Source organism: Gordonia sp. 852002-51296_SCH5728562-b, from assembly GCF_001665475.1.
GTDB classification, from domain to species: domain Bacteria; phylum Actinomycetota; class Actinomycetes; order Mycobacteriales; family Mycobacteriaceae; genus Gordonia; species Gordonia sputi.
Genome location: NZ_LZMI01000134.1, coordinates 1 through 14,153, shown reverse-complemented (window position 1 = coordinate 14,153; position 14,153 = coordinate 1). Strand labels below are relative to the sequence as shown.

Here is a 14,153-nt window from a genome sequence, read left to right as displayed (position 1 = left end):
GAGGTACCGATGACGGTCACGCACGACGGGCGCACCTACCAACTGGTCATGTTCGACCTCGACGACACCCTGGCACCGTCGAAGAGCCCCATGGACGACTCCATGGTCGAGGTCTTCGGCCGACTACTCGACCGCAGCATAGCGTGCATCATCTCGGGCGGTAATTTCGATCAGTTCCAGGTGCAGGTGCTCGACCGACTCGGCGACGACGTGAATCGTGCGAACCTGCATCTGATGCCCACGAACGGCACGCAGTACGTGCGGTGGGACGGCTCCGAATGGAAGACCGTGTACGCCGAGTACCTCACCGACGACGAGAAGCAGCGCACCCTGACGACGCTCGAGACCGGCGCGAAAGAACTCGGCCTGTGGGAAACCGAGACGTGGGGGCCGGTACTGGAGGATCGGGGCAGCCAGATCACGTTCAGCGCGTTGGGGCAGGCTGCTCCCGTCGACGCGAAGAAGGCATGGGATCCCGACGGCCGTAAGAAGGAGTCGCTGCGCGCGTACGCGGCCGAACGTCTTCCCGACCTCGAGGTCCGCAGCGGCGGATCGACGTCTGTGGACGTGACCCGCAAGGGCATCGACAAGTCCTACGGTGCGCGCCGACTGATGGAGATCCTCGACCTCACCGTCGACGACATCCTCTTCTACGGTGACCGGCTCGACGAGGGCGGCAACGACCGGCCGGTGATGGAGCTGGGCATCACGTCGATCAGCGTGACCGACTGGCATGACACGCTCGCCAAGCTCACCGCGCTCCTCGACGAGTGAGCAGAGTCGGCGTGCTCACCGTTCGGTGACGTGTGGCCGATGCTCGGCGAACCCGACGATCTCCTCGATCTGCGTGGCCAGCGACACGAGTAGCAACTCGCTGTTCGCCGGTCCGACAAGCTGAGCGCTCTGCGGCAGGCCCGACCGATCCACTCCGATGGGTACGGCCGCCGCAGGGTTGCCCAGTACGTTCCAGGCTGCCGTGTACGACGCGGTCTCCCCGGCTGCGCGCAGAAGGCCCACGAAACCGCGTCGGTCGAGCTGTCCGGCCTTGACGGCCGTGGTGAGGGTGGTCGGCGTCAGCAGGACGTCGTAGTCGTCGAAGATCTGTGCAAGGAGCGTCTCGGCGATCCGCTCCGCACGTCGTTCTGCCCACCCGGCGCCCGCGTGGAGGACACGTCCGACGCGGGCGATGCGTCGAGTGTTGCGCTCGAGCCTGTCCGGATGTTCCACGCGCGCAGCCTCTTCGGAGACGCCCGACGCGGTTTGCACCAAGAAGACCCCCGACAGCAGTGGGTAGTCGGGATCGGATTCGACGACGTCGTGGCCGGCCTCGCGCAGGCGGTCGGCCAGCGCGCGTATCGCGGCGGCCGACTCATCGTCGACCATGCCCGCCCGCATCGGATTGCGAAACGACAGTCGGATTCGCAGGCGGCCGGGCGGCGTGGCCGCGGCGTCGACGAAGGAGCCGGGGAGCGCGGCGGCATGAAACCTGTCGGTCGACGTCGCGCCGGAGATCACGTCGTAGATGAGTGCGCTGTCGGCGACGGTGCGGGTCAACGGACCCAGGGTGCCCAGGGCTCGCCACAGGTCGGGGTTGGGTGCCGTACTGACCCGCCCTCGCTGCGGTTTGAGTCCGAACAGACCGCACCAGCTCGAAGGGAGACGGATCGACCCACCGCCGTCGCCGCCGATCCCTGCGGCCACCATCCCCGACGCGACCGCTGCCGCGGTGCCTCCGCTCGAGCCGGCGGGGGATCGGTCGAGGTCCCACGGGTTCCGTGTCCAGCCGTGCGCCGCCGTTTCGGTGAAGGGCCAGATGCCGAATTCGGGCATCCGTGTCTTGCCGATGATCACAGCGCCCGCATCGCGCAGACGCGTGACCACCTCCGAATCGGCCCGTGCCGGCGTCGTCACCGACGCCCCACCAAATGCCGTGGGCACACCGCGCACGTCGTTCTCGTCCTTGATCGCGATCGGTACCCCGTGCAGCGGGCCGGCAGGGGCGCCGTCGCGTAGTGCGGCGTCGAGTCGATCGGCTTCGGCTCGCGCCTCGTCGTGCAGGACGGTGGAGAACGCGTTGAGCGTGGGGTCGAGGCGAGCGATCTCGGCCAAGCTGTGCTCGACGAGTTCGCGAGAGGTGACCTGGCCGTCGACGACCCAGGAGCGCTGGCTGTGAACAGAACTGAAGTGCAGATCGGGCATGCCACCCATCGTCCCCCGTCGGGCACCGGGGCGGGTGCTGAAACTCCGCAGGTGTTGCCGAGAGCTCCCTCGGACGACGGGGTGCTCGGGTCGTGAAGGTCGCGCTGATGGACAATCATGGATGCCCACTAGGTGAGAGGAGGCGGCATGTCGGACATGGTCCCGTTGAAGGTGCAGATGGTCGCCGCGACCACGTTCAACCCGCCCGAGGACGTCCCGTGGAGCACCGACGCCGACGGCGGCGAGGCGCTCGTCGAGTTCGCGGGCCGCGCTTGCTATCAGAGCTGGGACAAGCCCAATCCCCGAACCGCGACGAACGCCGGTTACCTGCGGCACATCCTCGAGGTCGGTCACCTGTCGCTACTCGAGCACGCGAACGTGACCTTCTACATCACCGGGATCTCGCGGTCGTGCACGCACGAACTGATTCGGCATCGTCACTTCTCGTACTCGCAGCTCTCGCAGCGGTTCGTCCCCGAACACGACTCGAACGTGGTCGCACCACCGGCAATCGAGGGCGACGCGCACCTCGAGGCGTTGTTCGCCGAAGCCACCGACGCGAGTCGCAAGGCGTACGGCGAACTACTCGACGCCCTGGAGGCGAAATTCGCTGACGTGCCCAACGCGATCCTGCGCCGCAAGCAGGCACGGCAAGCCGCGCGGTCGGTGCTGCCCAACGCGACCGAAACCAAGATCGTCGTCACCGGCAACTACCGCGCGTGGCGACACTTCGTCGGCATGCGCGCCACCGAACACGCCGACGTCGAGATCCGCCAGCTCGCCGTCGAATGCCTGCGTCAACTCATGGATGTCGCGCCGACCGTGTTCGGCGACTTCGAGATCGGCACGCTCGCCGACGGCACCGAGGTCGCCACATCGCCGTTCGTGCTCGAAGGCTGAGCAGCGGGACCCGCGTGGAGTTGTGCGGGGCTTAATCGGCGTGGCCCGCTCGCTCACGCTCCCGGCGCCACGGCGCTGATGTGGCCCGCTCGCTCCCGCTCCCGGCGCCACGGTAGCCTTGACCACCATGAACGCAGGAGCGCAGCAGCTGCACACGCACCCCTTCGGGACCAACGTGGTGGCAATGGTGACCCCCTTCCGCGCCGACGGCTCGCTCGATCTCGACAAGGCCGCTGAACTGGCAGATCACTTGGTGTCCAAGGGATGCGACGGACTCGTCGTCTCCGGGACGACCGGCGAGTCTCCGACAACCACGCCGCAGGAGAAGCTCGACCTGCTGCGCGTCGTACTCTCGGCAGTCGGCGACCGCGCCCGCATCACGCAGGGCGCGGGAAGCTACGACACCGCGGAGAGCATCCGATTCGCGCAGGCCTCCGAGCAGGCCGGTGCGCACGCGCTTCTCGTCGTCACCCCCTACTACTCCAAGCCGCCGCAGGCAGGGTTGCTGGCACACTTCCGGGCCGTCGCCGATTCGACGTCGCTTCCGGTCCTGCTCTACGACATTCCGCCGCGCTCTGTGGTCCCGATCGCCAACGAGACACTCATCGCGCTCGCCGAGCACCCGCGCATCAAGGGCGTCAAGGACGCCAAGGGAGATCTGCACTCGGCGGCAGGCATCATCGCCACGACCGGCCTCGAGTACCTCTCCGGCGAGGACGCACTGAACCTGCCGTGGCTCTCGGTGGGGGCGACCGGATTTGTCAGCGTGATCGGACACCTCGTGCCTGATCGCCTGCGAGACATGCAGATCGCCGTCGAGAAGGGCGATCTCGTCGCAGCACGCGCGATCAACACGTCGATCCTGCCGCTGGTCAATGCGATGGGTCGCCTCGGTGGGGTGACCATGGTCAAGGCGTCGCTGCGTGTTCTGGGCTTCGACGTCGGAGATCCGCGTTTGCCGCAGGTGCCCGCGACGGGCCCGCAGATCGAAGCGCTGATCACCGACCTGCGTGCGGCGGGGGTGCTCGCCTGATGGCAACCCAACGTCGACGCAGCGCCTCACGCCAAGCGGGACCTCCCACGCCTGCCGCCGAACGTCCGGTGCAGGCACCCGAGCAGAAGCAGGCACCAGCCCAGGAAGTTCCTGCCAAGCAAGCGCCTGCCCAGCAAACTCCCGCGCAGGAAGCTCCTGCCCAGCAAGCCGCCCGGCGTGAGACCCGCGGGCAGGATGCGCCCGCGCAGAAGCAAGCCCCGGCGCAGCAGGGTTCCAAGCCGTCCGGCGAACAGAACCAGGGGCGCGGTCGGCGTCGCGGCAGGCACGAGCGTCGTGACGATGCACAAGCCTCGGGTGGCGGCAAGCAGTCGGGGGCTCAAGGACAGGCCGGTCGTCGTGAGTCGATCCCCGTAGACCCGGCGGTCGACCGGCTCGGTACCCCGCGCAAGCTGCCACGTGGCGGACTCCGTGTGGTCGCGCTGGGCGGGATCGGCGAAATCGGCCGCAACATGACTGTTTTCGAGTACAACGGGCGGCTGCTGGTCGTCGACGCGGGAGTCCTGTTCCCCGAGGACGCGCAGCCCGGCGTCGACCTCATCCTCCCCGATTTTCGCTATATCGAGGATCGCATCGACGACGTCGAGGCGGTCGTCCTCACCCACGGGCATGAGGATCACATCGGCGCAGTACCGTTCCTGCTGCGTTTGCGGAGCGATATCCCGGTCGTCGGCGCGAAATTCACTCTCGCGCTCGTCGACGCGAAGTGCAAGGAACATCGCCTGCGGCCCAAGCTCGTCGAGGTGCGTGAGGGTGATCGGCTCGATTACGGGCCGTTCGACCTCGAGTTCTTCGCGGTCAACCACTCGATCCCGGATGCGCTCGCGGTGGCGATTCGCACGCCCGCGGGTCTGGTGTTGCACACCGGCGACATCAAGCTCGACCAGCTCCCACTCGACAACCGCCTCACCGACCTCGCAGGCTTCAGTCGTCTCGGCGACGAGGGCGTCGACCTCTTCCTGGTCGACTCCACGAACGCCGAGGTCCCCGGGTTCGTGACGCCGGAACGCGAGATCGGCTCGGTTCTCGACCAGGTCATCGGCAAGGCCAAGCAGCGCGTGATCGTCGCATCGTTCGCCAGCCACGTGCACCGCATCCAACAGATCATCGACGTCGCGCACGCCCACAACAGGCGCGTGACCTTCGTCGGGCGGTCCATGGTGCGCAACATGCAGATCGCCCAGGATCTGGGATACCTGCACGTGCCCGACGGCGTCGTCGTCGACATGGATACCGCCGCGACGCTCCCGGATCACCGGCTGGTGCTGATCTCCACCGGTTCGCAGGGCGAGCCGCTCTCGGCGTTGTCGCGGATGGCTCGTGGCGAACATCGTCAGATCAACATCCGCGCCGACGACCTCGTCGTGCTGGCATCGTCGTTGATCCCGGGCAACGAGAACTCGGTGTTCGCCGTCGTCAACGGGCTCGCCAAGCGAGGCGCGACCGTGATCACGCAGCAGAACGCCAAGGTCCACGTCTCCGGACATGCCTCGGCCGGCGAGCTGCTCTACCTCTACAACGCCGTGCGGCCCACCAACGCCATGCCGGTGCACGGGGAATGGCGTCATCTACGCGCCAACGCGGCTCTCGCGGTGGCGACAGGTGTGCACCCCGATCGCGTGATGCTCGCCGAGGACGGCGTCGTCGTCGACCTCGTCGACGGTAAGGCGCAGATCGTGGGACGGGTGCCCGTCGGCCACGTCTACGTCGACGGCCTGTCGGTTGGCGACGTGGGGGAGTCGACGCTGTCCGAACGTCTCGTCCTCGGGGAGGGCGGGTTCATCGCGATCACGGTCGCGATCGACGCCACCACCGGTCGTGCTGTCAGTCCGCCCGAGGTCGCCGGACGCGGCTTCTCCGACGATCCGGAAGCGCTCAAAGAGGCTGCGAACCTGGTCGACCAGGCGCTCGATTCGCTTGCGGCAGAAGGGGTTACCGACGCGCATCGGATCGCCCAGACGATTCGACGGGTGGTCGGACGATGGGTTGCCGACACGTATCGTCGACGCCCGATGATCGTGCCGACGGTGCTCGCGGTCGGTTCGTAACGGGCTGTGGTTGGTCTCACGTCTCGACGTGAGGCGCCAGTCGATATGCTCACTGCGGCCCGCGGTTTCGCGGGTGGGCGACGGGGCGCGGTGTCTCGTTGTGCGGTGACATGACGCCCCGAAAGGCCAGCCCCGAAGTGACTTCGAATACGTGTAGCGATGCCCGGTCTCGTGCCACAGCCGCAGCCAGAAAAATCACGATCGCCGCGACCGTGCTGAGCACCACGCTGATCCCACTCGGGGTTGCGACAGCAGCGCAGGCGCACGCCGCTCCCGCCGCGATCACCGCGCACGCCGCTCCCGCGCCGCTGGCCATCTCGGTGCCCGGTGTCCAGAACGCCCGCACCTTTGCCAATTACACGACGATCAGCGGAATGCGCATCTCCGACAAGGTGATTCGCAGCGCCAATCTTGCTTCCCTCACTCCCGCAGGCGTCGGTGTGCTCGAGCGACACCAACTGCGCTCGATCATCGATCTGCGCACTCAGCTCGAGTCCACTGTGCAGCCCGACAAAGCGGTTCCCGGTGCCACGCGCCACAATTTCGACGTCCTCGGTGCGGTCCCGGTTTCGTACCTCGTCGATCTGCCGAGCGCCTACCGCGCCTTCGTGACCGATTCGCACGCGCGCGAGGCATTCCGCGCGTCGCTGCTCGACATCAAGAACACCGTCGGCGCAGGCGGATCGGTGCTGTTCCATTGCAGCGCGGGCAAGGATCGTACGGGGTGGCTCGCGGCGGTCCTGCTCACCGTTCTCGGTGTCGATCGGCAGGTCGTCGACGCCGACTTCCTCGCCAGCAACACATTCCGCCACGCATCGCCCAACGATCCGCTCAACGGCGTGAACATCGGCCTGCTGAACACCGCGTTTGCTGCCGCAGACAAGACCTACGGCAGCTTCGAGAACTACGTCCACAAGGGACTGCGGCTTTCCGATTCGGATATCGCGGGACTGAAGAAGGCATTGCTGCTGCCATCGATCTGAATCGCGACGCCGTCCGGCCTGGCTAGGGTGGAGTGGTGACACTTGCACAGTCGGAACGGGCGGCGTTGGCCGCGACGCTGCGGACCGTCGGACCAGACGCGCCCACGCTGTGTGGCGACTGGGATACCCGCGACCTCGCGGCACACCTGGTGATCCGCGAGCGTCGGCCCGACGCAGCGCTCGGAATCGTCGTCAGTCCGTTGGCCGGGCACACCGAGAAGGTCCAGGCGCACACCGCTGCCCAGCCGTGGCCCGACCTCGTCGAGGAGGTCGCCGACGGTCCGCCGTGGTATTCGATGTTCCGCCTTGTCGACAGGTGGGCCAATCTCGCTGAGATGTTCATCCACCACGAGGACGTGTTGCGCGGTGGCGCTGATCCGGACGGACCGTGGACTCCCCGCGAGCTGAGTGCTGACATGACGCAGGCACTGCGTACCCCGCTGAAGGGTATGGGGAAGCTCACGCTGCGGTCGATGCCTGCCCAGGTCACGCTCGCGACACCGGACGGCGAGAACCTGCTGGTCGTGGGGTCAGGTGAACCGGTTATGGCCACCGGGACCGTCGGCGAATTACTTTTGTTCGCCTACGGCCGTGCGCCCGTCGCGATCACCTGGTCTGGCGACCCCGACGCGATCGCGGCGGTCTTGGCAACCACCCGCTCCGTATGAACTTCCCAGTATGAATTTCCCAGTGTGAATCTCCCCGTCTGAATCCCGCTGATTCTTCCGTTGAGCTGCGCGTTCGTACGTCGGCGTCGTAGCGCGTGATCCGGGCAACGGTTACGAATTCGACACACAGTCGTGTTGCCTGTGTTGTGCATGTGACTCAGGTGATGGGTGACCACTAGTCTGTCCGTATGGCTTCGAAGGCAGGCACGAGTTCGGCCGCGGCCGCGTCACGCGCAAGCGGTGGACAGCGCGCAGCGGCGGGACGGGGTGCAACGGGGGGACGGACAGGCCGTCAGCAGAGCACGGGCGGGCGGCGACAGACTGCGTCGTCGGGAAGTAGGTCGTCGGGAAGTCGCTCGTCAGGATCGCGCGCCAGCACCACCGGGCGTACACGCACAGCGTCGTCGACGTCGGCGCGCAAGCAGGGTTCGGGACGCAAGCAGACTTCGGGCAGTCAACAGCAGGTCCGCAAGCAGCAGTCCGCCGACATCAGTCGACGCTCCGCAGGCCCTGTGGTCGGTAGGGGAGTCGGCCGTGGTCTCGGCGGTGCGTGGTCGCTGCTCGCGAGGGGGGTCGGTTCGGTCGCACGGGCGGGCACCGGGCACTCCACGACAGCGCCGGTTGTCGACGGGGATTTCGCAGACGGGGATTTCACAGACGGGGACTTCAGGGATGGGGACTTCAGAGACGGGGATGTCACCGACGACGGCTATCTGACCTCCGATGACGTCTCCGGTTTCGAGGGCCGTCGCGACCGGCACCCATCCGGTGCGCAGGGACATTCGCATCGGCGCGACGGGACGGGGCTGGCGTTGCTCGCCCTGGCACTGCTCGTCTCTGTCGGAGTGTGGCTCGGGGCGGCCGGTCCGGTCGGCGCGTTCATCGATGCTCTGGTGCGGGCCGTCGTCGGTACCGCTGCACTGTTGGTACCGGTCGCCCTCGTCGCAGGCGCGATCGTGCTGATGCGGCGGGGTCCAAACCCCGAGAAGCGCGCGCGGTACATCGGCGGCACATTGCTCATCGTGTTGCCGCTGCTGGGTCTGATGCACCTGGTGGCCGGGGCGCCCGAGGACCTTCCCGGCCGGTCACATGCGGGCGGATTCGTCGGATACGTGGTCGGAACGCCGCTCACCGCGGGTGTCACGGCGTGGGTGTCGGTGCCGATCCTGGTGCTGTGCATCGCTTTCGGTGTCCTGATTCTCTCCGGCCGCACGATCCGCGAGGTCGTCGACGCTGCCGCGGGCTGGCTCGGACTGGGCGGCGGGCGCATCGACGACGATCTCCCGTGGGACGACGACGCAGAGTACGGCGACGCCGAGTACGAGGACGATGCGGCCTATGACGATGACGCCGTCGATGCTGACGACGACTTCGCCACCGGCGGATGGTCTCGTTCGGCATCGGGTCTCCGGTCCGACGACCCGTACGAGAACTACCCGCCCGACGACGATTCGACGGTGCGTCCGCGGCGGCGCACTGCGCGCTCGGATCGGCGTAGCGCACCCATCGCGGTGCCGACACCGACCGTCGACGTGGCAGACGTCCCGACCGACAACTTCGACGACATGCTGACCGAACCCGTCGTCGACGAGGTCACCGAGCAGATCGCGCGGCCGGCTACCGGGACGACCCGCAAGCGCGCAGGCGAGGTTGCCAAGTCGCGCAGTCGCGAGACGTCTGCGCCCACACGGCCCGCAGCATCGGAGCCTGCCGTCGACACCGCCGTCGACTCGGATGCCCTTGTGCTCGCCGATGTCGAAGGCGACTACCGCCTGCCGCCGGCCACGTTGCTCGTCGACGGTGACCCGCCCAAGCGCGGTAGCCAGACCAACGACGACATGATCGATCGCATCACCGGGGTGCTCGAGCAGTTCAAGATCGACGCGGCGGTCACCGGGTACACCCGCGGACCGACCGTCACGCGATACGAGGTGGAGCTCGGTCCCGGTGTGAAGGTTGAGAAGATCACCGCGCTGCAGCGCAACATCGCCTACGCGGTGGCCACCGACAACGTTCGGTTGCTCGCACCTATCCCGGGTAAATCCGCGGTCGGTATCGAGGTGCCCAACTCCGATCGGGAGATGGTGCGCCTGGCAGACGTCCTCAAGGCGCCGTCGACCCGCAAGGACTCGCATCCGCTGGTGATCGGCCTGGGTAAGGACATCGAGGGCGATTTCGTGAGCGCCAACCTCGCGAAGATGCCGCATCTGCTGGTCGCTGGTTCGACGGGTTCGGGTAAGTCGAGCTTCGTGAACTCGATGCTCGTGTCGCTGCTGACGCGCGCGACGCCGGAGCAGGTGCGGATGATCCTCATCGACCCGAAGATGGTGGAACTCACGCCGTACGAGGGCATTCCGCACCTGATCACGCCGATCATCACGCAGCCCAAGAAGGCTGCTGCTGCGCTCGCGTGGCTCGTCGAGGAGATGGAGCAGCGCTATCAGGACATGAAGGCGTCGCGGGTGCGCCACATCGACGACTTCAACAGCAAGGTGGCCTCGGGGGAGATCACGACGCCTCTCGGTTCCGAACGCGTCTACAAGCCGTATCCGTACATCCTTGCCATCGTCGACGAGCTCGCCGACCTGATGATGACCGCCCCACGCGACGTCGAGGATGCGATCGTCCGCATCACACAGAAGGCACGTGCTGCCGGTATCCACCTCGTGTTGGCGACCCAGCGACCCTCCGTCGACGTCGTCACCGGTCTGATCAAGACCAACGTGCCGTCGCGATTGGCGTTCGCGACGTCGTCGTTGACCGACTCCCGCGTCATCCTCGATCAGCCCGGCGCCGAGAAGCTCATCGGCATGGGCGACGGACTGTTCCTTCCGATGGGCGCGAACAAGCCTGTCCGTATGCAGGGAGCGTTCATCACCGACGAGGAGATCGCGGCCGTCGTCGACTATGCACGTGAGCAGGCCGATCCCGAGTACACCGAGGGCGTGACGACAGCCAAGGCCGGCGATAAGAAGGACATCGACGGCGATATCGGCAACGATCTCGACGATCTGCTGCAGGCCATCGAACTCGTCGTGTCGAGCCAGTTCGGCTCGACGTCGATGTTGCAGCGCAAGCTGCGCGTCGGGTTCGCCAAGGCAGGGCGACTGATGGACCTCATGGAGACGCGTGGTGTCGTGGGTCCGAGCGAGGGGTCGAAGGCGCGCGAGGTGCTCGTGAAACCGGACGATCTCGCAGGGGTCATCGCGTCGATCACCGGTGGTGGCGACACGGGGAGCAGCGACGAATGACGCGTTTCGGGCATAGCGGACGAACGGGATATACCTCGGCTTCATTCAACTGTTAAAGTGGTCGGCAGATCGAAGAGGGGAGTATCCCCAACCTCGCAGTCTGTCCGTCAATACGGTCGGGAGGTCGACGATGCAGATCATCGCGCGACACCCCCGGCCCGGACAACTGGTCCGGATTCATCGCTGCACAGTACGAGGCGGCGCCGGGCGGGAGAGACCTCTGGCATCGCAACCGTTTTGTGCTGCGCGCTGGAGGTAGATCTTTCGTGAATGTTTCACCTACCGTCTGGGCGATCACCTGTGTGGTGATCCTCGGCCTCTTCGTCTTCGACTTCTTCGCCCACGTGCGTGTTCCACACGCGCCGTCGCTCCGCGAATCCGGAATGTGGTCGGCAATCTACATCTCGATCGCCGTCGTCTTCGGTTTCTTCGTCTGGTGGCAATGGGGCGGAACCTACGGCGGTGAGTACTTCGCCGGCTACGTCACCGAGAAGGCGCTGTCCGTCGACAACCTCTTCGTGTTCGTGATCATCATGAGCAAGTTCGCGGTGCCACGCGAGTTCCAACAGAAGGTACTGCTTCTCGGCATCGTGATGGCGCTGGTGATGCGTGGCGCGTTCATCGCCGTCGGCGCCGCCGCGATCAACGCCTATAGCTGGGTGTTCTACCTCTTCGGCGCCTTCCTCATCTTCACGGCGATCAAGCTGCTCCGCGAGAGCGACGACCCCGTCGAGCACGAGGAGGAGCGCGAGACGAGGCTCGAGCGTTTCCTCAAGAAGCGTTTGCGCACCAGCGACGAGTACGACGGCGACAAGCTCTTCACCAGGATCAACGGCAAGCGGTGGGCCACGCCGATGCTGCTCGTCCTGATCGTCATCGGTTTCACCGACGTCTTGTTCGCGCTCGACTCGATTCCCGCGATCTACGGCCTCACACAGGAGCCGTACCTCGTGTTCACGGCCAATGCGTTCGCGTTGATGGGCCTTCGCCAGCTCTACTTCCTGCTCGGCGGGCTACTCGACCGGCTGGTGTTCCTGTCCTACGGTCTCTCGTTCATCCTCGGCTTCATCGGCGTGAAGCTGGTGCTGCACGCGCTCCACGAGAACACGCTGCCGTTTATCAACGGCGGCGAGCACGTAGCGGTACCGGAGATCTCGACGGTGCTGTCGTTGTCGGTTATCCTCGCGACACTCGTGATCACCACGGTGGCGAGCCTGCTCTGGTCGAAGCACAAGGGTGCGTCATCGAGTGAACCGGCGGTCCGACACGACGAGTAGCGTCGTCGACCTGCCCGGGTGTGCGGCGGCTCCTACGAGCTACCTGCGAGCTAGTCGGTGAAGGGGCCGTACACCTGGGTCCACTCGACGACCCGTACGCCGTCAATGGCCTGGTGCGCGTTGAACGGATCGTTGGCGATGAACACCTCGGCCTCGTCGAGGTCGGTGCCCCGTACGAGGATCAACGCGCCCGAGCCGTCGGGGTAGGGACCGGTCATCAGCACATTGCCTGCCTTGAACTCCTCGGACAACCACTCGCGGTGCAATGCCCGGTGCTGGTCTCGCATGGCGGCTTTGGCCGGGCCGTAGGTGTAGTGGACTGCGAAGATCGCCACGATGTCGCTCCTGGTGTGTGGTTGGTCAGGGTGTTTGCTGGGTCAGGGTTTCTAGTCGCCAGAACTCTTGTCGAGATGGGCGAGCATGCGGGTGTTGCCGAGGGTGTTCGGCTTGACGTAGCTCAGGTCGAGGAACTCGGCGACGCCGGTGTCGTACGAGCGGCACATCTCTTCGTACACCTCGCGGGTGACGGGCGTGCCCTCGATTTCGCGGAACCCGTGCCTTCCGAAGAATGCGGTCTCAAAGGTCAGCACGAACACTCGGGACAGTTGGAGTTCCCGCGCAACCGACATAAGCTGACCCACCAGCAGGTGCCCGATCCCGCGGCCGGCGAAGCGCGTGTCGACCGCGACGGTACGTACCTCGCCCAGATCGGCCCAGAGAACGTGCAGCGCACCGCAACCCACGACGACGTCGTCGAGTTCGGCGACCCAGAACTCCTGGACCGCTTCGTACAGCGTGACGAGGTTCTTCTCGAGCAGGATTCTGCCCGCGTAGAGGTCGATGAGCTCCTTGATGCGGGGCACGTCGGACGTGCGGGCGCGTCGAATGAGGGGCACCGTTTCCTGTTCGGCAGTGGGCACGGCATATGAGCCTAGTCGCGACAGATAGGCTGGAGGGGTGCGGACTCCCGATCACATCACCGACCCGGTCGACCCGGTGCCGGTGGTCAACATCGCCAATGCACTGACGGTGTTCCGCATCCTGCTGGTTCCCGTGTTCGTCGCAGTGCTCTTCATCGACGGCGGGCACAACACGGTGTGGCGGGTCGTCGCCGCCGTCATCTTCGCGGGTGCCGCGTTCACCGACAGGGTCGACGGCAGGCTCGCCCGCGAACGCGGACTCGTGACCGACTTCGGGAAGATGGCGGATCCGATCGCCGACAAGGCGCTGATCGGTGCGGCACTCATCGGTCTGTCGATCCTGGGTGATCTGAGCTGGTGGGTGACCGGCATCATCCTGGTCCGCGAGTTGTGGGCGACGCTCCTGCGCTTCTGGGTGATTCGATACGCGGTGATCCCGGCGAGCCGCGGCGGCAAGCTGAAAACGTTGCTGCAGTCGGTCGGTATCGGGCTCCTCGTGCTCCCGTTGCACGGTGTGTGGCACACGATCGCGATGGTGATCATGTGGGCCGCCGTCGCTGTGACCGTGGTGACGGGCGTCGACTACACCTGGCAGGCGCTACGCGTGCGCGTGCGGGCAGCTCGGTCGGACTCGACGACCGGTTCGCTACGCAAGGCTCCCGGGTCCCGCAAGACTTCCGATTCCCTTCCGCCTTCGCCGCACCGCCATTCCGACACCGTGTGATGGGTACGCGCCACTAGTGTCCTGAGTCATTAATTGTCATTCGGTTGTTAGGCTAGGGAATGGCAACCCGGGGTCCGCGAGCAGTGGATATTGTTCTGACCGATGACGAGCGCCGTGAGCTCGAAGGGTGGG

12 protein-coding genes are annotated in these 14,153 nt (G+C 66.1%); 9 read left to right on the top strand and 3 right to left on the bottom strand.

Annotated features, from left to right (window positions below; all coding sequences use genetic code 11):
• Positions 1 to 9 precede the first annotated feature (9 nt).
• A complete protein-coding gene (locus tag A5766_RS22935; RefSeq protein ID WP_005204507.1) occupies positions 10 to 774 on the top strand; it encodes an HAD-IIB family hydrolase in 765 nt (254 codons plus the stop codon).
• A 15-nt stretch (positions 775 to 789) separates the two neighbouring features.
• Here the strand turns inward: A5766_RS22935 and A5766_RS22930 are convergent, their stop codons facing one another.
• Positions 790 to 2,199: an amidase gene (locus A5766_RS22930; protein WP_039855064.1), complete on the bottom strand. Its 1,410-nt coding sequence runs from the start codon at positions 2,197 to 2,199 to the stop codon at positions 790 to 792.
• Positions 2,200 to 2,346: 147 nt separating this feature from the next.
• Here A5766_RS22930 and thyX point away from each other — a divergent pair, with 147 nt between their 5' ends.
• From thyX to A5766_RS22890, 7 genes are all read left to right on the top strand, one after another.
• A complete protein-coding gene (thyX, locus tag A5766_RS22925) occupies positions 2,347 to 3,099 on the top strand; it encodes an FAD-dependent thymidylate synthase (RefSeq protein WP_005204511.1) in 753 nt (250 codons plus the stop codon).
• A gap of 127 nt (positions 3,100 to 3,226) precedes the next feature.
• Positions 3,227 to 4,132 carry a 4-hydroxy-tetrahydrodipicolinate synthase gene (dapA, locus tag A5766_RS22920; RefSeq protein ID WP_005204512.1) on the top strand — a complete coding sequence of 302 codons (906 nt, stop codon included), beginning with the start codon at positions 3,227 to 3,229 and terminating at the stop codon, positions 4,130 to 4,132.
• Positions 4,132 to 6,198, top strand: a complete 2,067-nt coding sequence (locus A5766_RS22910) for a ribonuclease J (RefSeq protein WP_005204521.1) — start codon at positions 4,132 to 4,134, stop codon at positions 6,196 to 6,198. The genes dapA and A5766_RS22910 overlap by 1 nt, the downstream gene beginning before the upstream one ends.
• Positions 6,199 to 6,410: 212 nt before the next feature.
• The gene (locus tag A5766_RS22905) at positions 6,411 to 7,181 is read left to right on the top strand and encodes a tyrosine-protein phosphatase (protein ID WP_064866807.1); all 771 of its coding nucleotides are present in this window, start codon (positions 6,411 to 6,413) and stop codon (positions 7,179 to 7,181) included.
• A gap of 35 nt (positions 7,182 to 7,216) precedes the next feature.
• On the top strand, positions 7,217 to 7,849 hold the full coding sequence (locus tag A5766_RS22900) for a TIGR03085 family metal-binding protein (RefSeq protein ID WP_039855085.1): 633 nt from the start codon (positions 7,217 to 7,219) through the stop codon (positions 7,847 to 7,849).
• Between the two features lie 188 nt (positions 7,850 to 8,037).
• Positions 8,038 to 11,100 carry an FtsK/SpoIIIE family DNA translocase gene (locus A5766_RS22895; RefSeq protein WP_231894793.1) on the top strand — a complete coding sequence of 1,021 codons (3,063 nt, stop codon included), beginning with the start codon at positions 8,038 to 8,040 and terminating at the stop codon, positions 11,098 to 11,100.
• 266 nt (positions 11,101 to 11,366) lie between these two features.
• Positions 11,367 to 12,377: a TerC family protein gene (locus tag A5766_RS22890; protein WP_005204527.1), complete on the top strand. Its 1,011-nt coding sequence runs from the start codon at positions 11,367 to 11,369 to the stop codon at positions 12,375 to 12,377.
• A gap of 50 nt (positions 12,378 to 12,427) precedes the next feature.
• On the opposite strand, the gene A5766_RS22885 is transcribed toward A5766_RS22890, so the two are convergent.
• On the bottom strand, positions 12,428 to 12,712 hold the full coding sequence (locus A5766_RS22885; protein WP_005204529.1) for a YciI family protein: 285 nt from the start codon (positions 12,710 to 12,712) through the stop codon (positions 12,428 to 12,430).
• 51 nt (positions 12,713 to 12,763) lie between these two features.
• Complete coding sequence (locus A5766_RS22880) at positions 12,764 to 13,297, bottom strand: amino-acid N-acetyltransferase (protein WP_005204530.1); 534 nt, start codon at positions 13,295 to 13,297, stop codon at positions 12,764 to 12,766.
• Positions 13,298 to 13,334: 37 nt separating this feature from the next.
• Between A5766_RS22880 and pgsA the strand changes: the two genes are divergently transcribed.
• The gene (gene pgsA / locus A5766_RS22875) at positions 13,335 to 14,021 is read left to right on the top strand and encodes a CDP-diacylglycerol--glycerol-3-phosphate 3-phosphatidyltransferase (RefSeq protein WP_064906601.1); all 687 of its coding nucleotides are present in this window, start codon (positions 13,335 to 13,337) and stop codon (positions 14,019 to 14,021) included.
• The last annotated feature ends 132 nt before the right edge of the window (positions 14,022 to 14,153 follow it).

What these genes read in the sequence shown, in the direction of transcription:
- A5766_RS22935 (WP_005204507.1), top strand. Translation starts at nt 10, where the DNA reads ATGACGGTCACGCACGACGGGCGCACCTACCAACTGGTCATGTTCGAC.
- A5766_RS22930 (WP_039855064.1), bottom strand. Translation starts at nt 2,199, where the DNA reads ATGCCCGATCTGCACTTCAGTTCTGTTCACAGCCAGCGCTCCTGGGTC.
- thyX (WP_005204511.1), top strand. Translation starts at nt 2,347, where the DNA reads ATGTCGGACATGGTCCCGTTGAAGGTGCAGATGGTCGCCGCGACCACG.
- dapA (WP_005204512.1), top strand. Translation starts at nt 3,227, where the DNA reads ATGAACGCAGGAGCGCAGCAGCTGCACACGCACCCCTTCGGGACCAAC.
- A5766_RS22910 (WP_005204521.1), top strand. Translation starts at nt 4,132, where the DNA reads ATGGCAACCCAACGTCGACGCAGCGCCTCACGCCAAGCGGGACCTCCC.
- A5766_RS22895 (WP_231894793.1), top strand. Translation starts at nt 8,038, where the DNA reads ATGGCTTCGAAGGCAGGCACGAGTTCGGCCGCGGCCGCGTCACGCGCA.